The organism is Vitreimonas flagellata (genome assembly GCF_004634425.1).
GTDB lineage: Bacteria > Pseudomonadota > Alphaproteobacteria > Caulobacterales > Aquidulcibacteraceae > Vitreimonas > Vitreimonas flagellata.
Genome location: NZ_SBJL01000001.1, coordinates 393,095 through 419,485, shown reverse-complemented (window position 1 = coordinate 419,485; position 26,391 = coordinate 393,095). Strand labels below are relative to the sequence as shown.

Genomic DNA, 26,391 nt, shown 5'->3' with positions numbered 1-26,391 from the left:
TTATGCGCCCCATCGCCGCTCTCGCTCTCGCAGTCCTTCTCGGCGCTTGCGCCAGCTTTGGCGGCGGCAATAACGACGCCCCACCCGTTCCCCCGCGCAATGCCTGGATCGTTGCGCAGGACGGCCGCGCGATCGGCCAGGCCACCTTCACGAATGCACCCACCGGCGTGTTGATTAGATTAGAGTTTTCCAACGGCGCGCTGCCGCCGGGCTGGCATGGCCTGCATCTGCACACACGCGGCGATTGCTCGGATTTTGCCGTCGGCTTCCAAGCGTCGGGCGGCCATCTGGGCATGGGCGATCGGGTCCAGCACGGGCTGATGAACCCGCACGGCCCCGAAGCCGGCGATCTGCCCAACCTTTTCGCCCCGCCGGCAGGGCCGTTCGCCGCTGAGTTCTTCTCGGCCTATACGGTACTTGGCGCAGAGCGCATCCCCGCCACGGCGCGCAACGTGGCCCGCGAGCCCCTGCTCGATGGCGACGGCACAGCGCTCATGATCCACGCTGCGGCGGACGATCAGAACAGCCAGCCCATCGGCGGCGCTGGGGCGCGCATCGCGTGTGCTGCGCTTACGCGACTGCCTTAAAGCGTCGTTCCGCCAACGCCACCAAGGCAACGCCGCTCATGGTGAGAGTTGCGCCGGCGAGGATGCGCCATGTGATCGTGTCGTGCAGGATGAGCACGGCCAAACCGAATGAAATCACAGGCGTAAGCAACAGATACGGCGTGGTGCGCGAAACCTCGTATTTCTGCACCAGCTTGAACATGAACGCATTGGCCACAATCGACGACACGATCGCGCCAAAGGCGATGAACGCCCAGACGCTCCAGTGCGCGACTTGTGCGGCTTCGACATGGCCGCGTTCGAATGTAGCGGAACCCAGTAAGAGCGTGGGCGCGGCGACTAAAGCGATCCACGCCTGGGTCGCCCACGGATCGAGCCCGCCGCCCAACTTGCGCACCAACACAGTTCCCAGCCCATAAAAGGCGGACGCCAGGGCGACGAGCGCCAACGCCCATCCCTGCGCGAACACCATCGGGTCGAATGTCATGGACGCCGCGCCGACAAAGGCGACCAGAACGCCGGCCCACCGTAGCGGACTGACGCGTTCCCCCAGCAACAGCGCCGCGAACATGACCGACGCGGGCGCCCAGAGCTGCATGGCCACGATCATAGGCGGCATTTCCGTCGCCAATTTCAGACCAATCGATTGAATCGCAAAGTGAAGCGGGCCGATGAAGGCGAGCATGGCGAAGAAGAGCCGCCATTGCCCCTTCGGCGGCGGCTTCAGCCACACCGCCAGCAAGATAAGCACGATCGAAAAGCGCAGCCCTGCCATCATCATCGGCGGCAAGGCGTCGATCGCGATCTTCGCAAGGATGTTATTCACACCCCAAATGAGCGCGATTGAGATCAATTGCAGGAAATCGAGCGGCGCGAAGGCGCGCGAGGGCGTGGTCACAGGCGCTCGCTACGCCGGTCACGCGCCACGCGCAAGCGCAGGATTTTAGCGACAATCAACGCAGACTCTTTTGCCGAGAGGGCCTACATAGCGGGTCATGATCAGCCGACGCGCGTTCGCCGTCTCCCTCGCGGCGTCACCGGTTTTTCTCACCGCGTGCCAGGAAGACCCACAAGCGGCCCCGCCGCCGACGCCGACATGGCGTCTCGCTGTGCCTGCGCCTTACGCGGTGCAGGAGATTTATCCTGCGCTCTATCGAGGCGAGATTTGGATCGCGGGCGGCCTTTCTCCCGTCGCTCGCGGTGCGACCGAGCGCGTCCTCATTCTCAATCCGGAAACCGGCGCGTGGCGCGACGGCCCCACGTTGCCAACGCCGTCGCATCACGTGCATCTCGCGTGCTTGAACAGCGAACTTTACGCGATTGGCGGTTTTATTGGCGGAGAGTCACGCACCCGATGGATCTGCACGTCGCGTGTGTTGAAGCTGGAGGAGGATCGTTGGGTCCCTGCACCAAGTTTGCCGAAACCGATCGGGGAAGCTGTGCCGGTCGCCGAGAACGGCCGCATTCATTTGATCGGCGGTCGCTCGCCGAAGGGCAGCGACAATGCCAATTGGCAGGATCACGACGATGTAGGCGATCATTTTGTGCTCGAGGCAGGCGCCAGCACATGGCGACGCGCCGCCCCCTTGCCCACACCGCGCAACTCGGCCGCCGGCGTGTTTCGCAACGGCGCGATCCATGTGATCTCCGGTCGCAACGTCATCGGCGGCCAATCGCCGGCGCATGACATCTACAATCCGGAGACAGACAGCTGGAGCGTCGGCGCGCCCTACCCAGAGCCGCGCGGCGGTCTTGCAGCAGCAGAGCTTGGCGGCGAAATATTCGTGGGCGGCGGCGAGATTTTCAATCCGCCGTCTGTGGGCGAAAATCTTTGGAAATACGATGCGAATGGCGCGTGGACGCAAGCCTTCGTGATGCCGACCCCGCGCCACGGCCACGGCTTCGTCACCGTCGATAGCGCGATCTATATGCTTGGCGGCGCACGCAATGTCAGCTCCGACGGCACCCTCGCCAATGTCGATGTGCTAGCGCCCTAAGCTTCCGCCGCCAATTCGTCCCGAACCTGCGCCGCGATCTCGTACGCGCGAATGCGGGCGCTGTGGTCGTAGATGTGCGAGGCGAGGATGAGTTCGTCGGCGCCGGTACGGCGAATGAAGGCTTCGATGCTCCGCTTCACCGTGCGCGGCGAGCCGATCGCTGAGCATGCGAGCACGGATTCGAGCGCGGCGCGTTCCGGCACACTCAGATTGCTTTCGAACTCAGGATCGGGCGGCTGTAGCTTTTTCGGCTCGCCACGGCGCAAACTCGCGAACGCCTGCATGAGCGACGTCGAAAGCAAGCGGCCCTCATCGTCCGTTGGCGCGGCGAAGATGTTGAAGCCGAGCATGACATACGGCTCCTTCAAATCGCCCGATGGCTTGAAGCGCGCGCGATAGATCGCAATCGCTTCCATCATCTGCGCCGGCGCGAAATGCGAGGCGAACGCGAACGGCAGGCCAAGCATCGCCGCAAGTTGCGCGCCGAACGTGGACGATCCGAGAATCCAAAGTGGTACATTGGAGTTTTCACCAGGCACCGCGCGCAGTGCTTGGCCGAGTTCACTCGGGCCGAGCAGCGCTTGCAGTTCGAGCACGTCCTGCGGGAAACGGTCTTCGCCGCCGACGAGCGTACGGCGCAGCGCGCGCGCCGTGATCTGATCGCCGCCCGGCGCCCGGCCCAGACCCAGATCGATGCGGCCAGGGAAAAGCGCTTCGAGCGTGCCGAATTGTTCGGCAATAATGAGCGGCGCGTGGTTCGGCAGCATGATGCCGCCGGCGCCGACACGGATCGTGCGCGTCGCGGCGGCCGCGTTCTGAATCGTCAGCGCGGTCGCAGCACTCGCGATGCCCGGCATGTTGTGGTGTTCGGCGAGCCAAAAGCGCTTGTAGCCAAACCGCTCCGCCGCCTGCGCCAGCTCACGACTATTGCGCAGAGCCTGTGCAACGTCCGCGCCCTCTACGATAGGCGCCAGGTCGAGAACGGAATATGGGATCATAGAACGAATATGGGCGCTTGCGGCGATGTCGCCAACGCGCTGCGGTTGTCTGCATGTGTGAAATTTTGGCGGCGCGCAGCACTTTTGGCCGCGTGAAGCTGGGCTTCACACGGTTGAGATCGTACAGGCCGGCTGGAAGCCGGCGGTCCGAAGCTTAGGAAGAATCCGCGCAGGCGATCGCGCGTGGTTCGGCGCTGCGCAGTGCGACCATCGTCGGTGTCGCCAATACGAGGTGCACGGGCGCGCCGCGGAGTTTGCGCGTCAGCCGCGCGATGTAGCGCTCGGCATGATTGAACATATGCAGCGCATGCAGAATGCACCCGTAGAAGCTCGCATTGCGCTTGCGGAAGCTGCGCGCCAGCAGGCGCGGATGGGCTTTGTGAACGCGCACACCCTGCGCGACATTGAGCGGCGCACGCGCGTTGAAGCGCAGGCGCGAGAGCGCCACGCAGATGAGATGCGCGTGGACGAAGCGTTCACATTTGCTGATGATGCGTTCGAGGCTCTTGGAGCGATGCGCGTTTGTACCCAGGCGCAGCACGAGCAACACCGCCCACACCAGCCACAGGAAGAGCGAGCGCTGTTGGCGCTCTAGCTCTTCCTTGGTCAAGGTGGCGGGGGCGATGTGTTGCATGCGCAGGAGTTTGCGCGTGGTTTGATGTGGGTCGGATAGATTTTGCCGTTCGGACCGCCGGCTTCCAGCCGGCATGGTTGAAAACCCAGGGCTTTCAACAGGGCTTGTATGGTCAAACAAAGAAGCCGGCTGGAAGCCGGCGGTCCGAAGTGTGGGATAGAGGGGTGCTCTATCCTCGCAATTTGGCGCGGGTCGGCTGGAAGCCGGCGGTCCGACAACGAAAAACGGCGCTATCGCTTTTGCTATAGCGCCGTCGATCGTTCGACCTCGCCCATCTGAGCGCGGAGAATTAGAATGGGATTTCGTCGTCCAGATCCTGGTTGAAGCTTTCGCGGGGGCCGTCGCTGACGCGCTTGGCGCCGGCTTTGCTGCTGAAGGACGAGCCGCCGCCGTCATCATCATAGGTACGACCGCCGCCATCGCCCTTGCCGCCGAGCATGGTCAGCTCGCCGCGATATTTCTGCAGCACGATCTCGGTCGTGTATTTCTCAACGCCGTTTTGCTCGTACTTGCGCGTCTGCAGCGAGCCTTCGATGTAAACCGTCGAGCCCTTCTTCAGATATTGCTCCGCGACCTTGGCGATGTTCTCGTTGAAGATCACAACGCGGTGCCACTCGGTCTTTTCCTTGCGCTCGCCGCTCTGTTTGTCGCGCCACGTCTCCGACGTCGCGATCGAGAGGTTCACAACCGGATCGCCGTTGTTGAGACGGCGGATTTCGGGGTCCTTGCCCAGATTACCGACCAAAATCACTTTGTTGACGCTGCCAGCCATCGCCGACCTCCTGTTTCCTTCGCATTACTCGATGGTGAGGGCATCCGTCGGGCGCATCCAGACAAATGTTCTCTCTATGTTCTATACGCCGACTCGCGTGATTGGTAAAGGGTTGTTAACTGTCCGAACCAGTGGAGCGAATTGGCCGGCGCCGAAATGAGGCCGCCACCAAACCAGGCACACCGGTGTAGCCGCCACTGTCGTTCCATCTTTGTTCTTGATGCTTCGGCGACTCTGACTACTAAATATGGTGTCCGCCGGGCTCGCTGGCGGCCCCCAAGAAAGACCCATGAGCACCAAAGCGCCCGCCCTCTTTGTCGGCCACGGCTCGCCGATGAACGCGATCGAAGATACGCCCTCCTCGCGCGGTTGGGCGGAGGTCGCTGCGAGCTTTCCGCGCCCACGCGCAATCGTGGCGATCTCGGCGCATTGGGTGACCGAGGGCGTGCGCGTCATGTCGAACGCCCAGCCCAAGACAATCCACGATTTCGGCCGCGGCTTTCCGCAGGCGCTGTTCGACGTCCAATACCCCGCGCCGGGCGATCCGGCCTTGGCTGGGGAAATTGTCAGGCTGCTGACACCTTTTGGCGCAGAGCTCGACGATAGCTGGGGTTTGGACCACGGCGCTTGGAGCGTTCTCGTGCACATGTATCCGCGCGCCGATGTGCCGGTCGTGCAAGTCAGCCTCGATGTTCGGCGCGGGCCGGAACAGCATTATGCGATCGCGAAGGCGCTGGCGCCGCTGCGCGACGCGAATGTGCTGATCCTCGCGCTCGGCAATATCGTACATAATCTGCCCGCGTTCTTCCGCACGCGTGAGCTGCTGCCTTGGGTGCGTAGCTTCGACGACTTCGTGACGAACGCTGCGGAGCTTGGGGAAGATGCCGCCGTGCTAAAATATGCAACGCGCCCCGATGCGTCCGAAGCCGCACCGGATTGGGAGCACTTCTTCCCAGTGTTCTACGCGCTCGGTGCGCGTAACGATGGCGAACGCGCGACGGTGTTCAATCAACATTATCAGCCTGGAATTTCGATGACAGCGTTCGGCTACGGTCTCGCGGCATGAGAGACGCACTGACACACATCCGCGTCCGCGGCGCGCGCGAGCACAATCTCAAGGGCGTGAACGTCGATATTCCGCGCAACGAGCTGGTGGTGATCACGGGCTTGAGCGGCAGCGGTAAATCCTCACTGGCGTTCGATACGATCTATGCCGAAGGCCAGCGGCGCTACGTGGAATCGCTGTCGGCCTATGCGCGTCAGTTCTTGGAGCTGATGCAGAAACCGGACGTGGATTCGATCGAAGGCTTATCGCCTGCGATCTCGATTGAGCAGAAGACCACCTCGCGCAATCCGCGTTCGACCGTCGGCACCGTCACCGAGATTTACGATTATATGCGTCTGCTTTGGGCGCGCGTGGGCATTCCGTATTCGCCAGCGACTGGGCAACCGATCGCGGCGATGCAAGTCAGCGAGATGGTCGATCGGATCATGGCGCTGCCGGAAGGCACGCGTTTGTATTTGCTGGCGCCAGTCGTGCGTGACCGCAAAGGCGAATACAAAAAGGAAATGGCTGAGTACTTGAAGAAGGGCTACCAGCGCGCCAAGATCGATGGCGAGTTCTACGAATTGAGCGAACCGCCGACGCTCGACAGGAAGTTCAAGCACGACATCGATATCGTCGTAGATCGGATCGCCGTCAAAGCAGGCATTGAAACCCGCTTGGCGGATTCTCTAGAACAAGCGTTGAAGCTCGCTGAAGGCATCGCCTTTGCAGAAGTCGTCAGCAAGAACGAAGACGCGACCGGCAAAGCGACGCTGAAGAACAAGACCGCGCAGCCCGAGCGGCTGATCTTCAGCCAAAAATTCGCCTGCCCCGTTTCCGGCTTCACCATTCCCGAAATCGAACCGCGACTTTTCTCGTTCAACAATCCGGCGGGCGCCTGCCCGGCTTGCGACGGCTTGGGCGTGCAGCTCAAGTTCGACGCTGATCTGGTGATCCCTGATCACGACAAGTCATTGAAGGATGGCGCGGTGGCGCCGTGGGCCAAGGGTCCCTCGCCGCTGTACGCGCAAACGCTCGAAGCGCTGGCCAAGCACTTCAAGGCCAAGAGCGGCACCGCTTGGCGTGAACTGCCGCAAGCGTTGAAGGACGCGATCCTCAAAGGCACCAAAGAGCCGATTAAGTTCGTCTATGACGACGGCGTGCGCCGCTACGAGACGACGAAGAATTTCGAAGGCGTGCTGCCGAATTTGGAGCGGCGCTGGAAGGAAACGGATTCGACTTGGGTGCGCGAAGATCTGGAGCGCTACCAATCGGAGGCGCCCTGCCCGACTTGCCACGGCAAGCGTCTAAAGCCTGAAGCGCTCGCGGTGAAAGTCGCGATGCTCGATATCTCGGATTCGTCCAATTTCTCGATCCGCCAGGCGCGCGATTGGTTCGGCGCACTGAACGACCAGCTGACGCCGAAGCAAAAGGAAATTGCGGTTCGGATTCTGAAGGAGATCAACGATCGCCTGCGCTTCCTCGTGGATGTGGGCCTCGATTATCTTTCGCTAGGCCGCGCATCGGGGACACTGAGCGGTGGGGAGAGTCAGCGCATTCGCTTGGCCTCACAGATCGGTTCTGGCCTGACGGGCGTGCTTTACGTGTTGGACGAACCGTCGATCGGCCTGCACCAGCGCGACAACACGCGCCTGCTCGATACGCTGCGCAGACTCCGCGATCTGGGCAATTCGGTGCTCGTCGTCGAGCACGATGAAGAGGCCATCCTCACCGCCGATCACGTCATAGACATGGGACCAGCCGCCGGCATTCACGGCGGCACGATCATCGCCGAGGGCACGCCCGAACAAATTCAAAAGAACAAGAATTCGATCACCGGCGCATACCTCACGGGTGCGCGCGAGATCGCGATTCCGGAAAAGCGGCGTTGGACCGACAAGAAGCGCAAGATCAGCATCAAGGGTGCGCGCGGCAACAATCTGCAAAACGTCGACGCCGACATTCCGCTTGGCGTCTTCACCTGCGTGACCGGCGTCAGCGGCGGCGGCAAATCCACGCTTGTGATCGAGACGCTTTATAAATCGGTCGCGCGCCAATGGCACGGCGCGGGCGATGTGCCGGCTGAACACGATACGATCCAAGGCCTCGAACACATCGATAAGATCATCGACATCGACCAATCACCGATTGGTCGCACGCCGCGCTCCAATCCGGCGACCTACACCGGCGCGTTCACGCCGATCCGCGATTGGTACGCCGGCCTGCCGGAATCCAAAGCGCGCGGCTACGGGCCGGGCCGCTTCTCGTTCAACGTCAAAGGCGGCCGCTGCGAAGCGTGCCAAGGCGACGGCGTCATCAAGATCGAGATGCACTTCCTGCCGGACGTCTATGTCACGTGCGATACGTGCAAGGGCAAACGCTACAATCGCGAGACGTTGGAAATTCTCTACAAGGGCAAATCGATCTCCGACGTGCTCGACATGACCGTCGATGAAGGCGCTAATCTCTTCACCGCTGTGCCGAGCATTCGCGACAAGTTGGAGACGCTGAAGCGCGTTGGCCTCGGCTATGTGCATATCGGCCAACAGGCGACAACATTGTCAGGCGGCGAAGCGCAGCGTGTGAAGCTGTCCAAGGAGTTGAGCAAGCGCGCCACGGGCCGCACGCTCTACATTCTCGATGAGCCGACGACGGGTCTGCACTTCGAAGACACCAAGAAGCTGCTCGAAGTGCTGCACGAGCTGGTCGACAACGGCAATTCGGTGCTGGTGATCGAGCACAATCTCGATGTCATCAAAACCGCCGACTGGATTCTCGATCTTGGCCCGGAAGGCGGCGATGGCGGCGGCAGACTCGTCGCGCAAGGCACGCCGGAAGACGTCGCCAAGGTCCAGGAAAGCTGGACCGGCCGCTACCTCGCCGAAACGCTGGACAAACAGAACGCGCGCAAAGCGCCGAAGCGCAAGGTCGCAGCCGCAGAAGCGCCGGCGCCCAAGACCGCGAAGAAAGCACTGAAGAAACGCGCCTCGGCTTAGGTCGAGGCCGTTTCTGGCGTGATGCGTCCATCTTCGAGCGCGATCGACGCGACGCGCGCGTTGACGCCGAAGAGCGCTAGATAGAGCCAGATCGCGATCACCCAGGTGACGACCTGCACGGCGACGTAGGTCGCCACGCCGGTTGGCGAGCTCAGCGAATCCCGAACGGCTTGATTGATGGCGCCCGGCAACTCGTCCGTGTCGTTGACGCCGCCGAGCGCAACATCCATGACGAGGTTCACCGAGGTCGCACCGAGCCACATCGCGTTCACAATCATGACCAGCAAAACATAGATGAGCCAGAGCAGCGCGAACGCGCCGAGTAGCGGCCAAAAGCGATCGCGCGAAACTTTCCAAGCGTCGAAAAAGGCAAAGCGCCTCTTCGCGACGGCGGTCGCCGCGGCCGGCGCCAGGCGTACGCTGACGTAAAGCGGCACAATCACGGCAAGCAACGGCGTGAGCATCGCAAGCCAGGGCGCGTTGGGTACGGACGCCCAAACGCTGCTCAAAACAGCGATGGTGACCGCAAACAGCACCGTCAACACGGTCGCAACGACCAGCCAGACCCAATAGATCGCGTAAACCCGCCAGGTATCGGCGCCGAGGATGAGGCCGCATACGCCGCCGCCCTCTTGGCCGCGCACCAGCCAGCGCAAGCAGGCCGCCTCATAAGCTGCGATCAGAATGAACATGGCCACGAGGAAGAGCATGTACGCGAGCATGATGCCGCCAAGATTGCCGCGCGTGATTGCGTTGTTGGCGGCGGCGGGGTCGGCGCTGGTCAGACCAAAGAGCGCGCCGCCCGTCAGCGCGTAGAGCGCGCCAAAGAACGCACAGGTAAGCGCGATCGCGAGCACGCCGAACGCCGCTGATGCGCGTAGCAGCACGCCGGATTTCTCGCGCTTGTGGAACGCGTAGAAAGTGGCGTTCAGTTTCTCAGTCATCGATTTCCCCTCACACGACGGGCCTAGTCCGTCGGCGGCAATTGCTCGATCTTACCTTCTTCGAGCGCGACCAGCGCGGCACGCGCGTTCACGCCGTAGCTCAGAAGCGTGTACACGAGCGTGATCAACAGCAGTGCGGCGTACAGCGCGCCTAAAACCATAAAAGTCTGCGGCCGGAATACTTGCTGCATGAGTTGTGCAATCTGCTGGTCGGTGACATCCGGAAAGCCGCCGCTCATGGGCCAACCGTCCGCGAACCATTGCGTCAGCATCGCCGAAAACAGCACCCAGTAAGCGGCGCCCATCACGAGGGCCATCGCCGCGCCATTGATCAGCATGAGCAGCGCAAATGATCCCAGCAACGCCCAAAAGCGACCACGCGTAACAGGCCAAGCTTCCAGGAAAGAGAAGCGCCGGCGTGCGATAGACACCGCCGCGGACGGGGCAAAGCGTACGCCGAAGAAGAGCAGCGGAATGTATTGGACAAGCGAGAGCGGCAATTGCACACTCAGTTGCCAGCGCCACATCTGTTCATGGTCAATCGCGCCGTCTCCGGTCACCAAACCCGGCATAGTCATGAAGATGACCGGCATCATGATGATGCTCGCGGCGAACGAGACCAAGAATTGGAGGATGTACCAGCACCAATAGACACCATAGACGCGCCACGTGTCGTGATCGAGCGCGAAGCCGGCAAAGCCCTTCACCTCGCCGCGGATCATCCAGCGCAAGCACGCCGCTTCATACGCTGCGATGAGCAGATACATGGGAAACAGGAGCAAGATCATGCTGAGAAACATCAGCATCATGCCCTGAAACATCGCCATGCCGTCCGCCTCTGTCAGCACCTCCGGTCCACCCGGAAATTGCTGCAGCAGCGCGAACATGCGCGAGATCATACCCCAATTGATCGCCGCAAACGCGCCGATCATTACAACAAGACCAACGAGCAATACGAGCGTCGCCGGCAGCAGCACCGCGCGGTCGCGATGCTGCAGGGTGAAGAAAGTGGCCTTGAGCGGCTCGGCCATTAGGTCGTCGGCGCTGGCTGGATTTTGCCCTCTTCCAGCGCAGCGACGGCTGCACGCGCGTTCACGCCGTAGCCGGCCACATAGAACACGAGCGCGCCGATCGTGCCTACGAACCAGAGCACGCCGATGACGGCCCACGATTGGGGTTGCGTCAGCGTTTGTATATAAGCTTGGAAAAATTCGAGGATCGCCGTTTCGGCGCGCGCGGGATCTGAGAGCGCGGCGAAATCAATCGGCGTGCTGCTCATCACCAGCGCAATCCACGCCACTGTCAACGCGCCGCTGAACAGCATGTAGATGAACCAGAGCAACACGAAGGCGCCCAGCAGCGCGAAGAAACGCCCCTTCGTGACCGTCCATGCTTCAAAGAACGAGAATTTGCGGCGCGCGATCGTGGTGGCCGCACCTGGCGCGAAGCGGATCGCGAAATACGCCATGACCACATATTGGAGTACATTGATCAGCATCATCGCGCCGAACGTGGCCATCGGATCGCCTGAGCCGATCACCATGGCGCCCGTCACGAACGCCGAGAGGACGCCCATCACGGTCGAGAGCGCCATGTTGAGCAAGAACCACATCCAATAGCAGCTCCACACGCGCCAGGTCGGCGCGCCGAGCGAGAGGCCCATGAAGCCTTGTGTCTCCCCGTGGATCATCCAGCGCAGGCACGCCGCTTCGTATGCGGCGCAGAGGATGTAGAAGGGAAAGAGCCAAAGGATCATCAGACCGAAGAATTGAAAAATTTCGGTCGGAAAGCCGGCAGCTTCGATCGCGCCCGTGTCATTGGTGGCCGACGCTGTGATGATCTGTGCATACCAATTGAGCACGGGGCCGACGCTGCCCCAAGCCAACGCCGCAAACGCCGCGATCAGCAGCGCACCAACGATTGCGAAGGCGATCGAGGCGCGCACCAATACGCCACCCTGCTCGCGTTTCCGGAAAGCGAAGAAGGTCGCGTTGAGCGGTTCGGCCATGTCATCCCCCTGCTGATGCACAGGGCGAAAACATGCCCGCCCCCGACGGCCAGTTCAATCACGGATTGACGACAAGCGGCCTCAATCGGGCTTTGTGCTTGGTTCGATCATGAGCGTGGGGACGCCGCATGTGCCGTTGCGCACGGTGAAAACGCGTGTGCCGGGCTTAAGGCCGGTGCGGACGTCGCAGACGTCTAGACCCGCGTGCGCTAGGCGCGCGCGTGTTTCATCGGCGTTGGCGACGCGCCAGGACAGTCCCCAGAAGCAATCGCGGCCATTGTCGATGGCAGGATCGTGCAGCACCTCAACGATCGCATCGCCACAGCGGAAGAACATGAGACGGCGGTTCGCCACCTCGCGATCGAGGCGCATGTCGAGACCAAGACGCGCGCCATAAAGCGCGGCGGCGCGCTCCGCATCCGGCGTGCGGACGACAATATGATCGAGGCCAAGTACGCCGTGCGTTGATCCCGGAGAATTTTCCGAAGGCGTCTCGCGTGCGAGCGCCATCAAACGCAGACCATGTGTGCGCTGCATGGCAAAGCGGAACACTGAATAAGCGCCACGTTCGGCGATCGCCTCCGGCGCGAGGTCAACCCGTTCAGCGCGGCGATGCAGGCTTGGCAAATCGCGCGCGGCGAAGACGAGGCTCTTCAGCCCTTCGCCATCTTCCAGCGCAGCACGCACGCGATCCGCGCTGGGGCCGTCACCCGGTGCGATGAGTTCAACCGCGATATTGTCCAAGCTGATGCGGGCGACGTCGATGCCGTCGTGGGAATGGCGATCCACCACCAGCCGGCCGAGCAATGTTTCATACTGAGCCGCGCCAGCTTCCAAATCATGCACGGCGATGACGACGTGGTCGAAGCCGATGATCATGTTCAGTCGCAGCCGTCGCGGCGGCCTTGGAAGATGGTGCGCTCGGCGCCGTCGCCGACGACGCTGATGCGCAGGCGATCACTGTACGCGTCGATGAAGGCGCGGCCGCCGTCGAGTGAACCGCTCTCGCCTTGCGCCACTTGCCAGCAGCGCGTTGCGGTGTTGGCGTCATCGAGTTCACACAGCGCAACGCCGGCGCCGCTCGGTTCAAGCGAGTAACGCGACCGCAGCGGATCGCCGCTGGCGCGATAATGCAATCTATCCCCGACCAATGCGCCCGGCCGATTGCGATCGGGCATCCAGCGCATCGTGGTCGCTTCGAGACTGGTGCGATTGATCCAGCACCCGGCGACACGCTCGGAGGCCGGCGCTTGCGTCGTGGCGCAGGCGGAAACCAACAGGCAGACGATAAGCGCGCGTCTCATGCGGCAGGCAGCTCCCCCGTGGCTTCCAGCTCGACTGGCCCCGTCATCAATACCCGGTCATCGCCTGCCCGCCATTCAATCTCAAGTGAACCGCCGTCCACGAGGACTTCGACTTTGCGTTCCGTGCGTCCTTGGCGATGCGCCGCCACCACCGCCGCGCACGCGCCAGTGCCGCAAGCCTTGGTGAGACCCGTGCCGCGCTCCCACACGCGCAAGCGGATTTGCGTGGGCGAGCGCACTTCGGCGAAGCCGACATTCACCTGTTTGGGGAACAATGGATCGTGTTCGATGCGGGGCCCGAGCGTTTCGATCGGCACGGTCGATACGTCATCGACGAAGAAGACGACATGCGGATTGCCCATGTTCACGGCGCCCGGCGCCTCGAAACCTTCCACCGCAAAATCCATACGATCAGTCGGCATCGCGCGCGCCAGCGGGATTTCCTCCCAACGCAACAACGGCGAGCCCATGTCGACGGTGATGACGCGTTCGCCTGCGCGCTCGGCGTAGAGCATGCCGGCTGGCGTTTCGATTCGGCGCGAGGCTGCGCCACCCTCTTCCATCAAGAGCCAGGCGACGCAGCGTGTGGCGTTGCCGCAGGCATCGACCTCGCCGCCATCGGCGTTCCAGATGCGCATAAAGGCGTCGCCACGGATCGAGCGCTCGAGCGCGATGACCTGGTCACAGCCGACACCTTGGTCGCGATCCGCGATGGCGCGGGCTTGGGCATGGCTCAACGGCAACGCGCCGCGCGAACGGGCGTCGATGATGACGAAATCGTTGCCGCAGCCGTTCATCTTAAAATAGCGCATCGCCCTGAATGTAGGGCGCTTTGCGGTTTCGCGCTACGCCTCCCCGCCGGGGCGAATGGCTTGCGACGAACCGCCCTTGGCGCCCGGGGCGCTGATCTGCTTGGTTGCGGCACCATTCTCCGGGGACAACCTTACATGCGCCTAGCCGCTCTCGCCGCAGTCGGACTCGCCGCCCTCACTCTGGCGTCCTGCGCCATCACTCCAACGACCACAGGTTCTCAATTGATGAATGAAGACACCCACCTTTGGCTCGAAGAGGTCGAAGGCGACCGCGCCCTGGCTTGGGTGCGCGAACAGAATGAGCGCTCGCTGGCGCAGCTGGAAAGCGATCCGCGCTTTGCGCCCCTGCATGCCGACGCGCTTGCATTGGCCAACAGCCGCGACCGCCTGCCGACCGGCGGCATCTTTGAGGGCTTTTATTATAATTTCTGGCAGGACGAGACGCACGTGCGGGGTATTTATCGCCGCACGCCAATCGCACAATTCGCCAGCGGCAATCCGGTTTGGGAAACCGTGCTCGACATCGATGCGATCGCGGCGGCCGAGAATGCGAACTGGGTGTTCAAAGGCATCGATTGCTTGGAGGGCACAACGCGCTGCCTCGTCTCGCTTTCGGACGGCGGCAAGGATGCTTCGACCTATCGCGAATACGATCTCGCCACGCGCAGCTTCGTCGCGAATGGTTTTGTTGTCCCGGAAGCAAAGTCCGGTGTGGCGTGGCTTGATCAGAACACACTGCTCGTCGCCACCGATTGGGGCCCAGAGAACGGCATGTCCACGATGACGGAGAGCGGCTATCCGTTCGTACTGAAGCGGTGGACGCGCGGCACGCCGCTTACAAGCGCAACCGAAGTGATCCGCGGTCAAGCGAGTGATGTCGGGCTGTTCGCGGGCGTCTATCAGGACACGGATGGCCGTCGCATTCCGATCGCGATCGAAGCCAACACCTTCTTTGAATCTGAAAATTGGCGGCTCGACACCGCTGCGCCGGAGCGCATCAATTTGCCCGCCAAGTCGTCGATCCAGGGGCTCTATCAAGGCTATCTGATCGCGACGTTGCAAGAGGCATGGCGCGGCCATCCGCAGGGCGCGCTGATTGCTTATCCTGCAAACGAAAGCGGCAGCGAAAATCCCACCGTCACGGTGCTTTTTGCACCGAATGCGCGTCAATCCATCGAAGGCGTTTCGATCACGCGCGACGCGATCATCGTCGCCGGCTATGAGAACGTCCGCGGCCGTTTGCTGCGCATCGCGCGCAACGGCGCCAATTGGACCACGACCACGATCGCTTTGCCGGAAAACGGCTCCGTGACGATGGCAGGTTCCTCACCGACCGATAGCGCAGCATTCGCCGTGTTCGAGGATTTCCTGACGCCGGACACGCTCTACGCACTTGAGCAAAACGCGACGAGCGCACGCGCCATTCGTTCATTGCCGGCGCAATTCGACGCCTCGCCCTATGTGACGGAGCAGTTCGAAGCTGTGAGCGCCGACGGCACACGCGTGCCCTATTTCGTGCTGCATCGTCGCGACATGCCGTTCAACGGCGAAAACCCAACTTTGCTTTACGCCTATGGCGGCTTCCAAGTTTCGATGACGCCCGGCTATTCGCCGAACATCGGCAAGCTTTGGCTTGATCGCGGCGGCGTCTACGTGATCGCCAACATTCGCGGCGGCGGCGAGTTCGGCCCCGCCTGGCACCAAGCAGGTCTGCGCACCAACCGCCAAGTGATCTATGACGATTTCTACGCGGTCGAACGCGATCTGGTGGAGCGCCGCATCACCAGCCCGCGCCGCCTCGGCATTATGGGCGGCTCGAATGGCGGTCTGCTGATGGGCGTGATGCTCAATCAGCACCCGGAGATGATCAACGCCGCCGTCGTGCAAGTGCCGCTGCTCGACATGCTGCGCTACGACCAATTGTTGGCTGGCGCCTCGTGGGTCGATGAATATGGCTCGCCCTCCAATCCGGAAGAGCGCGCCTTCCTCGAAACGATCACGCCTTATCAAAACCTCCGCGCCCGCGATGATTTCCCGATCCCCTTCGTGGTGACCTCCACCAAGGACGACCGCGTGCATCCGGGGCATGCGCGCAAATACGTGGCGCGCATGTTGGAGCTCGGCATGCCGGTTCTCTATTACGAGAACATCGATGGCGGACATGCCGCGGCCGCGAATTTGAACGAGGCCGCGCGGCGTCGGGCGCTGGAATACACCTATCTGATGCAGCGTTTGATGGATTGAGCTTGAGACCTGGGCGCGGCGCTTGACGGCGCCGTGCTTCCAGTCAAACAGGGCTCAAAGGAGAAGAGCACGAATGAACGTCCTACGCGCCGCCGTCGCAATTCTGGGCCTTGCTATGGTCGCCCTCATTCTATGGGCGGCGTTCGCGGCGCCTGATCTGCACGGCACCTTCTTCGATCAGCTCAATGTGCTGACGACGATGCCGTGGGGCGTGGCGACTTTGGCCGATCTCATCATCGGCTTCACCTTCTTCGCCATCATCGTGTTTTTGACCGAGCGCTCATGGGTGGTGGCAGCGCTTTGGGCGGCGCCGATCTTCATTCTCGGCAATGCGTGGGCGGCCGTTTGGCTCGTGATCCGCTTGCCGCATCTGGCTAAGCAACTCTCCAAGCCGGATTGGCCGACCTCTTAAGCGCGCGCGAACAGATCTTTGCGCAGCACGTCCGCGAGCATGCGCGCCTCTTCTTCGCGCTGGCCGCCTTCGCGCCACGCCACGCCGATAGAGCGCCCAACCAGCGGCTCAGAGAACGGACGCACTGCAACGTGCGCGCCAGCCGCGACACCGCCTTCAGCCGCGATCTTGGGCAGCAGCGTCACGCCCATGCCGCCGGAGACCATTTGCACCAGCGTATGCAAACTCGTTGCGCCCACTTCGCTCGAGCGCCGTTGCGGCGCAAGGCGACACGCCGAGAGCGCATGCTCGCGGAGGCAATGGCCGTCCTCGAGCAGGAGCACGTCTTCGCTCTTTAAATGCTCCGGCGCCAGATCGTTGCGATCCGCGAGCGGATGAGATTCGTGGCAGACGAGCAAAAACTCATCTTCAGCGACCGGCGCTGTAGCGATGCCATGGGCCACATAGGGCAACGCAATCACGGCTGCATCGAGCGTGCGCGCGCGCAAGGCATCAACCAACCGCGCAGTTAGGTCTTCGCGCATTTGCAGCCGCAGCTTTGGAAAGCGCTTTTTCAAAATCGGCATCACGCGCGGCAGCAAGAACGGCGCGATGGTTGGGATCGCGCCAAGTCGGAAGGGTCCGGAGAAGGGCTCGCCCGCCGTGTGCACCGCGCGCACCAATTCCTCGACCTCGGCCAAAGCCCGCGCCGCGCGATCGGCCGCCTCTTCTCCTGCGGGCGTCAGCACCGCACCTGCCCGGCCGCGCTCGACCAGAATGGCGCCGAGTGCGCCCTCCAATTCCTTGATCCCGGCCGAGAGCGTGGGTTGCGTCACGCCGACAGCATCGGCCGCCGCGACGAAGCTCCCCTCCGCCCGGATCGCGAGCAGGAATTGAAGCTGGCGCAGGGTCGGCATCGACGAGGCGGGAATGCGGAGATCTTCCATAGGCGCTTTCTATAGCTCTTTTCAGCTATATCGAGCCACTCTAACGATATTCAAGCGAAGCCGGGGAAAGCTTGCAGTGGTTAAGCCGCTGCGGCGCGGTTCGTCGATTGCGCGAACGCCGGCGTCAGGCGCATCGGCACGCGAATGGTGAAGGTCGAGCCCGCGCCGAAATCGCTGACCGCGTTCACTTCACCGCCCAACGTATTCGCCATCCGCTGTGCGATAGAAAGCCCAAGGCCCATGCCGCCTTTGGTGCGCGTCGATGAGCCATCGGCCTGCGTGAACGGCTTGAAGACGCGCTCGATATCGTCGCGCTTGATGCCGACGCCGGTATCCGAGACGGCGATCGCCAAATAATCGCGACCGTCCGCCTCTTCGCGGCCCGCGGTGACGGCGATCAAGCCATTCTCGGTAAATTTCACCGCGTTCGAGAGCAGCGCCGCAACACTGATTGTGAGCTTGCCGCTATCCGTGTGCGCCCACTCTGCTTCAGGATCGACTCGGAGTGAAATGCGATTGCCAGCGGCGCGCGCGTCGTCCTGCACGGCGTGGACCGTTTCTTCGAGCATCTTGCGCACGTCGATATCGCGGAGCGACAGCCCCTCATTGCCGGCATCGACCGACGAGAGATGTAGGATTTGGTCGATCAGGCCCAGCAGGTGTCGCGCAGAGCCGCTGATGCGCGCAGCATCGCCAGCCAATTCCTTACGGCCATCCGCTTCGAGATCTTCTTCGATGATTTCGGCATAGCCGATCACGGCGTTCAACGGTGTGCGCAATTCATGTGTCATCACGGCCAGGAACTCGGATTTGGCGCGATTGGCTTCTTCCGCTTCGGCCCGCTTCAATTCCGCTTCGAGCGCGCGATCTTTAGCGGCTTGATTGGCCGCGCGCCACGCGCTGACCATCTTCGTGTTGTTGAGGGCCGAGCGTCCAATATAGGCAAGGAAGCCCACCACGCCGCAGCTCACGCCGATCGCGCCTTGGTAGGCGTCGGACGGCGCCTGCGAGAAAGCGATGAACGGCATCGCCAACAATGCGAGCGTCGCGGGCAGCGCACTCAACGCCATGAAGCGCGGCGACTGAAAGGTGAAGAGCATCACGCTGACGAGAGAGCTCGCCGCCATCAGCACGCCAAGCACGCGGCCCGAGCGTCCGCCAGACGCGGCCAGCACCACGGGCATGACGCAGAAAATCGCAATCGAGAACAAACAACCCCAGACGAACAACGCGCCGGCTGTTTTACGATCCGCTTCGCCACGCTGTTCAAGGTAAGAATTGCCGAGCATGTAGTCGAAGCCCATCGACACCATGATCGCCAGATACCAGCCAAGGCCGGCCGAAACTGAATTTAGGATGAAAGCCGAGCCGATCGCGAACAAAGCGCCGATAGCGAGCCGCCAGCGTAAGCTGGACACTCGGCCCCGCGCCGCCGCAGCCATGGAGGCATCAAGGAAATTGAACACGACTTACCCCGCTGCCGGATGATTATGGCGCGGTGCTTTCGCATCCATTAACTGAGCTTGGCGTTTCCCAAGAAAACGACGCCCGGAGCAAAATTTTCGATGGCTGATTTCGACGTCGCAATCATTGGCGCGGGCGCGGTGGGCCTGGCTGCCGGTTACGCTTGCGCCAAGCGCGCTTTGAACGTGCTTGTGCTCGAACAAGCGCCACACATCGGCGCCGGCGTCTCATCGCGCAATTCCGAAGTCATTCACGCTGGCCTCCATTACGCCACAGGATCGCTCAAAGCGCGGCTTTGCGTGACGGGTCGGCGCGCGCTCTATCCGTTTCTCGCCGACCACAATGTCGCCTACGCCAAAAGCGGCAAACTCATCGTCGCCACCCAAGAAAGCGAAATCCCCGCGTTGGAGCGCTTAGCGCGACAGGGCGAGATCAATGGCGTCGAAGGCGTGCGCTGGTTGAGTGGCGAGGAGGCGCGTGCACTGGAGCCGCAGCTGAACGCCGTCGCCGCATTGCTTTCCGAAGAGAGCGGCGTGTTCGACGCACATGGCTACATGGCCGCGTTGCAAGGTGAGATCGAGGCGCATGGCGGCGCAGTCGTGTTGAGTTCGCCGTTCGAAGGCGCACATGCGCAAGACGGCGGCTACGCGATCCAAGTCGGCGGTGAAGCACCGACGCAGGTCAGCGCTGTCCGCCTCGTCATTTCCGCGGGCCTAGGCGCACAGGATTGCGCGCGCAAGATCGAAGGCTTTCCGGCCGCGCGCGTTCCCGCGCTGCATTTCGGCAAAGGCAATTATTTCGCGCTGCATGGCGTGAAGGCGCCATTCGCGCGGCTGATCTATCCCCCGCCCATTCCCGGCGCGCTCGGCACACATTATCGGCGCGACCTTGGCGGTGTCGCCCGCTTCGGCCCCGATCTCGAATGGGTCGATCACGAACACTACAGCGTCGATCCCGCGCGCGCGGCGGGCTTCTACGAAACTGTACGCCGCTTCTGGCCGGCGCTGCCGGATGGCGCGCTGCAGCCCGATTATTCCGGCATTCGCCCCAAGCTGCACGGCCCCGGCGAAGCGCAGGGTGATTTCGTCATCGACGACGCAAGCGCCCACGGCCTCGCCAATCTCGTCTGCCTCTTCGGCATCGAAAGCCCCGGCCTCACCTCATCGCTGGCGATCGGCGAAGAAGTTGCGGATCGCTTAGGCATTTAGCTGCTGACGTAGATAGCCAATCACTTCGCGCATCGCCGCTTCTGTTGGGCTGCCGGGTGTTTCGTCATAATGGCGCGAGAGCACGGCGTGCCCGTTTCCCGCGATCACGTGCGTGATCACGCGCACCGCATTGTCGTTAAAGGCGCGGTCGATCGCTGCGAAACGCTCGCCGGTGCAGAAGCCATCCTCTTCGAAGCGATAGGCATGCATGGCGCCCTTCGCATCGAGCGCCGCGCGGGACGCAGCGATCTCAGCATCGCTCATGTGTAGCGATCCGGGCGCGCGGAGCGCGAGCGATGGCTGCGACGCCACCGCCGCCCAGACGTTTTCTTCCGCGACCAAAGTCAGCGCGAAATTGCCGCTCAAGCACATGCCGATGACACCGACGCGTTCATGGCCGGCGGTCTTCGCCACATGCGCGCAGAGCGCCCGCATCCAATCGACGATGGCGCTCGATTTGCGTTTGGCGAAAATCTGAAACTCGCGCCGCATGCAGAGCACACGGCCAAGATTGCCGTTCACATCGGTGCGCCCCGAGGGCCCGAACCAATGAGGCGCCCACACCTCAAAGCCCGCGTGCGCGAGCCGACGGCACAACGCGATCACCTCTTCGCCAATGCCCGGCAATTCCTGCATCAGGATGACCGGCGGGCCTGCGCCTAGGCGATAGATGTCGAAGGTCTTAGCTTTGCCCGCGATCGGCGCGGTGAACGCGCCCTTTGTGAATCCATCCATCTATGGAGCTTCGTCGTCGCCGCGCGCACTTTCAAACGAAATGATGGCGCCAGCGCTGTCGCGGAGTTCGCATTCGCGCGCCATGATTCCCCTGATAGGTCCGTCGGCGCGCGTTTCAATCGTCTGGGCATAAGCTTCCCGGCCTTCCGGGCTGAAACGGCACCAGAGCGTCATGTTGCCAGGCATGGTCTGCGTGTAGAGGCATAGCCCGGCCTCATCGCAACGCAGGCGGTGTTCCGCTTCGAACGAGCGCTCTGGCGTCACCGTATCCGTGCACACGAGCGTCGCGCCGCTTCGCAACGCGCTGGGCAAAGCGCTGCACGTGGGCTGGGTTTCGGGCCAAGGCTGCGTGGTAAGGGCCGTCGCAGGCGCGCCCATCAGGGCCGCCAGGACCGCCGCCGCTGCAATCAGACGCAACGCCATACCACCCTCCGCCGGATCAAAAAACCTAAGCAAAAGGGCGCGAATTTGACCTTCGCCTCCCTTCCTCCTAAAAGGCCTGCCCATGCGCCAGCTTTAAGCTGCGCTTTGACCGGCACAGGGCCCATATCATGGCCTGGAGGCTGGCGAGGCGCCCCGCCCGACGTGATCGTCCGGCGGGGTAAGACTGCTTTGGCGTAGCGGCTCCTCCGCTTGCGGGGGAGCTGGCAGCGCGCGAAGCGCGATGACTGAGGGGCGGATACTGCACTTCCCCCTCCCACTCGCTTCGCTCGCGACCTCCCCTGCATGCGGGGGAGGAGTTAGGAGATGGAATGTTTGAGGCCCTGACAGAACGCCTTGGCGGCGTCTTCGACAAGCTCACTGGGCGCGGCGCGCTCAGCGAGGCGGACGTCGATGCGGCGCTGCGCGAAGTGCGCGTCGCCCTGCTTGAGGCCGACGTCGCGCTGCCGGTGGTGAAGGATTTCATCGCCAAGGTCCGCACCGAGGCGGTCGGCGAAAACGTCATCAAGGCGGTGAAGCCGGGCCAGCAGGTCATCAAGATCGTTTACGACACGCTGGTCGAGACGCTTGGCGGCGAAGGCCCCCCGGAAGGGCTGCGCATCCACGGCGAGCCGCCGAACGTCATCATGATGGCCGGCCTTCAGGGCTCCGGTAAAACCACAACCACCGCGAAAATCGCCAATCGTCTGACCAAGACGGAGCGCAAGCGCGTGCTGATGGCTTCGCTCGATACGCGCCGCCCGGCGGCGATGGAGCAGCTCAGCACCCTTGGCAAAAGCATTGGCGTGGACGTACTGCCGATCGTGGCGGGCCAGCCGCCGGCCGAGATCGCCAAGCGCGCGCTCACCGCCGCCCGCCTCGGCGGCCACGACGTTCTCATCCTCGACACCGCCGGCCGCACCACGCTCGACGAAGAGATGATGCTGGAAGCGGCGTCTATCGCGCAGATCGCCAAGCCCGGCGAAGTGCTGCTGGTGGCCGACAGCCTGACCGGCCAGGACGCGGTCGAAACCGCCAAACGCTTTCATGAACGCCTGCCGCTGACGGGCCTCGTGCTGACCCGTGCTGACGGCGACGGCCGCGGCGGCGCAGCACTTTCGATGCGGGCCGTCACCGGCCTGCCGATCAAATTCCTCGGCGCCGGCGAGCGCCCGGACGCACTGGAGCCGTTCGACGCAGCCCGTATCGCCGGCCGTATTCTCGACCGTGGCGACATTGTCGGCCTCGTTGAAAAAGCCGTTGAGCAGGTCGATCGCGACGAGGCCGAGAAGCTTGCGAAGAAGATGGCCAAGGGCCGCTTCGATTTCGACGACATGGAAAAGCAGCTGAACCAGCTGATCCAGATCGGCGGCCTCAAGGGCGTCATGGGCATGCTGCCCGGCGCTCAGAAGATCAAAAGCCAGATCTCAGAGGCGCAGCTGGATGACCGCCAGCTCAACCGCCAGATCGGCATTATCCGTTCAATGACCAAGGCCGAGCGGGCCAAACCGGATTTGCTCAATGGTCGCCGACGCGCCCGGATCGCCAAAGGCGCCGGCGTCGAGGTCGTGGAGGTGAACCGCCTCCTCAAAATGCACCGCAACATGGCGGACATGGCTAAGGCCATGGGCAAGGGCAAAATGCCTTTCGGCATGCCCGGGATGGGAGGCGGCATGCCTTCCCCTGAGGCGCTAAAACAGCTCGGCTCCGGTAAATCGCTACCGGGCCTTAACCCTCATTCTGCGCTTCCAGGGCTTCCTGGGGGCCTTCCGGGGCTTCCCGGAAGCAACAAAAAAAGCTAAGAGTTCAAAGGAGAAGCTTAGAAAATGTCCCTGAAAATCCGTTTGGCCCGCGGCGGCGCCAAGAAGCGTCCGTTCTACTCAATCGTTGTGGCCGACAGCCGTAGCCCCCGCGACGGGCGTTTCATCGAGAAAGTCGGAACCTACAATCCTATATTGAAGGCCGATGACCCGAACCGGGTCTTGCTGAAGCTCGAGCGCATTCAAGAATGGATGAAAAAAGGCGCCCTGCCGACCGACCGTGTTGCACGGTTTCTTGACCAGGCCGGCGTTATGAAGCGCGAAACCCGCAACAATCCCAACAAGGCCCAACCCGGTAAGAAGATGGCTGAACGCGCTGCTGCAAACGCGCCGGCCGCTGCTGAGGGTGAGGCCGCCTCGGAGGCGTAAGAAAACCCTTGCCGAACAAGAAGTCCGCCAATTCTAAGCCCGCGCCCAAGGCGGTTGCCGCGCCGAAGGCTGCAGCCGCCAAAAAAGCCGCGCAGGCGCCTGTAAGGGCTGCCGCGCCGGCCAAAAAGGAGCCGCCAAAGGCGCTCGCGAAGCCGGTCGCCAAGGCCAAGCCGGAAGCCGCCCCAAAGGCGGCGGCCCCGGTGAAAGCAGCGCCGAAGGCTGAAAAGCCTGCGCCGAAGCCCGCCGCAAAGGCGCCGGCTCCGGCCAAAGCGGCTGCGCCGAAGAAAGCGGACGTGAAACCGGCCCCGGCGCCTAAGACTACGCCGAAGGCCGAGCCAAGGGCGAAAGCGGCTCCGGTCCCCGCCCCCAAGGCGGCGGCCAAGCCGGCTGCGAAGGCTGCGCCCGAACCAAAGGCGGCGGCGAAGGCCGCCCCCGACGCGAAGGCCGCCAAGCCCGTCACCGCCAAGCCCGTCACCAAAGGCAAGCCGCTCCCGACCGAAACTAAAACTGCCCCGGCCAAGCCGGAAAAGCCGGCCAAGGCCGAAATCAAGCCCGCCGAAAAAGCGAAGCCTGAGCCTAAGGCGAAACCCGAGCCCAAGGTGAAGGCTGAAAAGCCGAAGCCCGAACCGAAGGCGCCTAAGGCCAAGCCGGTGAAGCCGCCGAAGCTCGCGCCGGTCGCGGCAGCGTTCGCTGGCCCGATCCCGTCGAAGCCGCTGGCTGTCGCCGCTGGTCGTGCGCAGCCCGTCGCCATGACGCCGCTCAGCGCCCCGATCCGCCAAGCGCCGAAGCCGCTCGCGGCGCCGAAGCCGGTTGCCGCTGAGCCGGAAACGGTTGGCGATCTGCAGAACGTGCCGGCCTTCAAAGGCAAGACCAACGGCGCGAAGGGCATGGTGCTCGTGGGCGCCATCGCGGGCGCGTTCGGCGTGAAGGGCGAAGTTCGCCTGCGCGCGTTCACCGACAGGAAGGAAGGCGTGATCGCCTACGGTCCACTGCATAGCGAAGACGGCAAGGTGATCCTGAAGCCGAAATCCTGGCGTGAGCTGAAGGACGGCGTCGCCGTCGTCGCCCCGGAAGTGAAAACGCGCGAGGACGCCGAAGCGCTGAAAGGCACCCGCCTCTTCGTGCCGCGCGCCAATCTGCCGCCGACGGCGGAAGATGAGTTCTATGTTGTCGATCTGCTCGGCTCACGCGCCGAAGCAGTGGACGGCACGGTGCTCGGTGAGATTTGCGCGGTGTGGAATTTCGGCGCCGGCGACATCATCGAATATCGCCCCCCGAACGGGGGTCCGAACGTGCGCATCACCTTCACCAAGGAATCGGTGCCGCACGTTGATCTCGCCGCCAAACGCGTCGTGATTGATCCGCCCGCGCCAGAGCCCGTCACCGGCAAGTAGCGCGCAAGCGCTACGCCGCGTACAGCTGACGCGATGTTTGCGGCTTCCATCATCACCCTGTTCCCGGAAGTTTTTCCGGGCACGCTTGGCGTTTCGCTGATCGGCAAAGCTCTGCGCGAGGGCGCGTGGTCGCTCGACACCGTGCAATTGCGCGACTTCGGTTTGGGTCCGCACAAGAGCATCGACGACACGCCCGCAGGCGGCGGCGCCGGCATGGTGATCCGGGCTGACGTGGCGGCGGCGGCGATCGATTCCATTCCACGTAACGATCGCCCACTGATCTATCTCTCGCCGCGCGGCAAACAGCTCAGCCAAGAGATGGCGCAGACCTGGGCGGCAGGCCCTGGCTTGATCCTCCTCTGCGGCCGCTTCGAAGGCTTGGACGAGCGCGTCATCGAGGCGCGCGGCATGCAGGAAGTAGCTGTAGGCGACGCTGTGCTGGCCGGTGGCGAAGCGGCGGCGCTGGTGGTGCTCGAAGCCTGCGTGCGGCTGTTGCCTGGCGTGCTCGGCAATCAGAGCTCCATCCTCGAGGAAAGCTTCAGCGACGGCCTGCTCGAGCATCCCCAATACACCCGCCCGCGCGAATGGGAGGGCCGCACGATCCCTGACGTGCTGCTCAATGGCGACCATGCCAAGATCGCAGCTTGGCGGCGCACTGAGCGTGAACGCATCACCGCCCAAAGACGGCCCGATTTAAGCGGCACCCGGTCCAAGGACTGATCGCGGAGATCCCATGCGCTTCCTGGCGTTCGCTCTTGTCTGCCTGTTCGCCACCAATGCGGGCGCGCAAACCAATTCCGCAGAGGTCGAACGTGCGGTCGCTGCCCTCTCGGCCATCTGGCGCCCCATCGAGGGCGCAGTCACGCCCACCACCATCAACGCCGCCTGCACCGGCGCGGTCGAAGAAATCGCCGCCATCGAGGCCGCCCTGCCGCCGGTGCTGACGCCGGATTCGCTTCAACGCGTCCGCGGCCTGCGCGGCATGCTGATCATCCCGGCGGGGGATGTCACCGGCTGGCTCTATGTGTTTCCGCCGCGCGCCCTCGACTGGGTGACGCCCGGCATGGGACGCGTTTCTGTGGTAAGCGAGGCCGACGGGTTCCTGGCTTTGCAGGACGGCGCGGGCCAAAGTGTCAGCCTCCAGCTCGGCCGCGCCGGCCAATGGCCGATGATGCGTATCCGCGAGGCGGATGGGTCGACGCTGAACTATGTGGGATGCGCGCCGGCGGGCTAGCTTTACCCCCTCGACAGCACCCGAAGCTTCCCTTATACGCCCCGCTTTCCCGTGGTTTCCTAATGGAAGCGCCGGCCCTTTGCCTGTGC

26 protein-coding genes are annotated in these 26,391 nt (G+C 63.0%); 12 read left to right on the top strand and 14 right to left on the bottom strand.

Annotated elements, in window-relative coordinates; translation table 11 throughout:
• Positions 1-2 precede the first annotated feature (2 nt).
• Complete coding sequence (locus tag EPJ54_RS02105; RefSeq protein WP_135210015.1) at positions 3-587, top strand: superoxide dismutase family protein; 585 nt, start codon at positions 3-5, stop codon at positions 585-587.
• On the opposite strand, the gene EPJ54_RS02100 is transcribed toward EPJ54_RS02105, so the two are convergent.
• Positions 571-1,464, bottom strand: a complete 894-nt coding sequence (locus EPJ54_RS02100) for a DMT family transporter (protein ID WP_135210014.1) — start codon at positions 1,462-1,464, stop codon at positions 571-573. The two genes, EPJ54_RS02105 and EPJ54_RS02100, sit on opposite strands and share 17 nt — an antisense overlap.
• A gap of 97 nt (positions 1,465-1,561) precedes the next feature.
• On the opposite strand from EPJ54_RS02100, the gene EPJ54_RS02095 reads away from it, so the two are divergent.
• Complete coding sequence (locus EPJ54_RS02095) at positions 1,562-2,563, top strand: Kelch repeat-containing protein (protein ID WP_135210013.1); 1,002 nt, start codon at positions 1,562-1,564, stop codon at positions 2,561-2,563.
• Here EPJ54_RS02095 and EPJ54_RS02090 read toward each other — a convergent pair.
• The 3 genes from EPJ54_RS02090 to ssb form a co-directional block, all read right to left on the bottom strand.
• Entirely contained in the window at positions 2,560-3,561 is a 1,002-nt protein-coding gene (locus EPJ54_RS02090) for an LLM class flavin-dependent oxidoreductase (protein WP_135210012.1), read from the bottom strand. The two genes, EPJ54_RS02095 and EPJ54_RS02090, sit on opposite strands and share 4 nt — an antisense overlap.
• 154 nt (positions 3,562-3,715) lie before the next feature.
• A complete protein-coding gene (locus EPJ54_RS02085) occupies positions 3,716-4,195 on the bottom strand; it encodes a hypothetical protein (protein WP_135210011.1) in 480 nt (159 codons plus the stop codon).
• 289 nt (positions 4,196-4,484) lie between these two features.
• Positions 4,485-4,967 carry a single-stranded DNA-binding protein gene (ssb, locus tag EPJ54_RS02080; protein ID WP_135210010.1) on the bottom strand — a complete coding sequence of 161 codons (483 nt, stop codon included), beginning with the start codon at positions 4,965-4,967 and terminating at the stop codon, positions 4,485-4,487.
• A gap of 289 nt (positions 4,968-5,256) precedes the next feature.
• On the opposite strand from ssb, the gene ygiD reads away from it, so the two are divergent.
• Entirely contained in the window at positions 5,257-6,033 is a 777-nt protein-coding gene (gene ygiD / locus EPJ54_RS02075; protein WP_135210009.1) for a 4,5-DOPA-extradiol-dioxygenase, read from the top strand.
• Positions 6,030-9,008 (top strand): excinuclease ABC subunit UvrA, encoded by a 2,979-nt coding sequence (gene uvrA / locus EPJ54_RS02070; protein ID WP_135210008.1) that lies wholly within the window; start codon positions 6,030-6,032, stop codon positions 9,006-9,008. The genes ygiD and uvrA overlap by 4 nt, the downstream gene beginning before the upstream one ends.
• Here the strand turns inward: uvrA and EPJ54_RS02065 are convergent.
• The 6 genes from EPJ54_RS02065 to dapF form a co-directional block, all read right to left on the bottom strand.
• Complete coding sequence (locus tag EPJ54_RS02065; RefSeq protein WP_135210007.1) at positions 9,005-9,952, bottom strand: hypothetical protein; 948 nt, start codon at positions 9,950-9,952, stop codon at positions 9,005-9,007. The genes uvrA and EPJ54_RS02065 overlap by 4 nt on opposite strands.
• A gap of 23 nt (positions 9,953-9,975) precedes the next feature.
• Positions 9,976-10,983 (bottom strand): hypothetical protein, encoded by a 1,008-nt coding sequence (locus EPJ54_RS02060; RefSeq protein ID WP_135210006.1) that lies wholly within the window; start codon positions 10,981-10,983, stop codon positions 9,976-9,978.
• Complete coding sequence (locus tag EPJ54_RS02055) at positions 10,983-11,960, bottom strand: hypothetical protein (RefSeq protein WP_135210005.1); 978 nt, start codon at positions 11,958-11,960, stop codon at positions 10,983-10,985. Before EPJ54_RS02055 ends, EPJ54_RS02060 begins: the two co-directional genes overlap by 1 nt.
• 81 nt (positions 11,961-12,041) lie before the next feature.
• Entirely contained in the window at positions 12,042-12,839 is a 798-nt protein-coding gene (locus tag EPJ54_RS02050; RefSeq protein ID WP_135210004.1) for a VOC family protein, read from the bottom strand.
• Between the two features lie 2 nt (positions 12,840-12,841).
• Positions 12,842-13,264: a hypothetical protein gene (locus EPJ54_RS02045; protein ID WP_135210003.1), complete on the bottom strand. Its 423-nt coding sequence runs from the start codon at positions 13,262-13,264 to the stop codon at positions 12,842-12,844.
• On the bottom strand, positions 13,261-14,076 hold the full coding sequence (gene dapF / locus EPJ54_RS02040) for a diaminopimelate epimerase (RefSeq protein ID WP_135210002.1): 816 nt from the start codon (positions 14,074-14,076) through the stop codon (positions 13,261-13,263). Before dapF ends, EPJ54_RS02045 begins: the two co-directional genes overlap by 4 nt.
• Positions 14,077-14,301: 225 nt before the next feature.
• On the opposite strand from dapF, the gene EPJ54_RS02035 reads away from it, so the two are divergent.
• Both EPJ54_RS02035 and EPJ54_RS02030 read left to right on the top strand, forming a co-directional pair.
• The gene (locus tag EPJ54_RS02035; protein WP_239590723.1) at positions 14,302-16,320 is read left to right on the top strand and encodes a prolyl oligopeptidase family serine peptidase; all 2,019 of its coding nucleotides are present in this window, start codon (positions 14,302-14,304) and stop codon (positions 16,318-16,320) included.
• Positions 16,321-16,393: 73 nt separating this feature from the next.
• Entirely contained in the window at positions 16,394-16,732 is a 339-nt protein-coding gene (locus tag EPJ54_RS02030) for a DUF1475 family protein (RefSeq protein WP_135210000.1), read from the top strand.
• Here the strand turns inward: EPJ54_RS02030 and EPJ54_RS02025 are convergent.
• Both EPJ54_RS02025 and EPJ54_RS02020 read right to left on the bottom strand, forming a co-directional pair.
• Positions 16,729-17,658, bottom strand: a complete 930-nt coding sequence (locus EPJ54_RS02025; protein ID WP_239590722.1) for a hydrogen peroxide-inducible genes activator — start codon at positions 17,656-17,658, stop codon at positions 16,729-16,731. The two genes, EPJ54_RS02030 and EPJ54_RS02025, sit on opposite strands and share 4 nt — an antisense overlap.
• 80 nt (positions 17,659-17,738) lie before the next feature.
• The gene (locus EPJ54_RS02020) at positions 17,739-19,076 is read right to left on the bottom strand and encodes a sensor histidine kinase (RefSeq protein WP_167755534.1); all 1,338 of its coding nucleotides are present in this window, start codon (positions 19,074-19,076) and stop codon (positions 17,739-17,741) included.
• 147 nt (positions 19,077-19,223) lie between these two features.
• On the opposite strand from EPJ54_RS02020, the gene EPJ54_RS02015 reads away from it, so the two are divergent.
• A complete protein-coding gene (locus tag EPJ54_RS02015; RefSeq protein WP_135209998.1) occupies positions 19,224-20,330 on the top strand; it encodes an NAD(P)/FAD-dependent oxidoreductase in 1,107 nt (368 codons plus the stop codon).
• On the opposite strand, the gene EPJ54_RS02010 is transcribed toward EPJ54_RS02015, so the two are convergent.
• Both EPJ54_RS02010 and EPJ54_RS02005 read right to left on the bottom strand, forming a co-directional pair.
• Entirely contained in the window at positions 20,319-21,065 is a 747-nt protein-coding gene (locus tag EPJ54_RS02010; protein WP_135209997.1) for a dienelactone hydrolase family protein, read from the bottom strand. The genes EPJ54_RS02015 and EPJ54_RS02010 overlap by 12 nt on opposite strands.
• A complete protein-coding gene (locus EPJ54_RS02005; RefSeq protein ID WP_135209996.1) occupies positions 21,066-21,488 on the bottom strand; it encodes a hypothetical protein in 423 nt (140 codons plus the stop codon). It lies immediately after the preceding gene.
• A 329-nt stretch (positions 21,489-21,817) separates the two neighbouring features.
• Here EPJ54_RS02005 and ffh point away from each other — a divergent pair, with 329 nt between their 5' ends.
• The 5 genes from ffh to EPJ54_RS01980 are packed head-to-tail and all read left to right on the top strand — an operon-like array spanning position 21,818 to position 26,302.
• On the top strand, positions 21,818-23,287 hold the full coding sequence (gene ffh, locus EPJ54_RS02000) for a signal recognition particle protein (protein WP_135209995.1): 1,470 nt from the start codon (positions 21,818-21,820) through the stop codon (positions 23,285-23,287).
• 24 nt (positions 23,288-23,311) lie between these two features.
• A complete protein-coding gene (rpsP, locus tag EPJ54_RS01995) occupies positions 23,312-23,674 on the top strand; it encodes a 30S ribosomal protein S16 (RefSeq protein WP_135209994.1) in 363 nt (120 codons plus the stop codon).
• A gap of 8 nt (positions 23,675-23,682) precedes the next feature.
• On the top strand, positions 23,683-25,068 hold the full coding sequence (gene rimM / locus EPJ54_RS01990) for a ribosome maturation factor RimM (RefSeq protein ID WP_135209993.1): 1,386 nt from the start codon (positions 23,683-23,685) through the stop codon (positions 25,066-25,068).
• A 33-nt stretch (positions 25,069-25,101) separates the two neighbouring features.
• Positions 25,102-25,788, top strand: coding sequence for a tRNA (guanosine(37)-N1)-methyltransferase TrmD (trmD, locus tag EPJ54_RS01985; protein ID WP_135209992.1), 687 nt, complete (start codon positions 25,102-25,104; stop codon positions 25,786-25,788).
• Positions 25,789-25,801: 13 nt separating this feature from the next.
• Entirely contained in the window at positions 25,802-26,302 is a 501-nt protein-coding gene (locus EPJ54_RS01980; RefSeq protein WP_135209991.1) for a hypothetical protein, read from the top strand.
• Positions 26,303-26,391 lie beyond the last annotated feature (89 nt).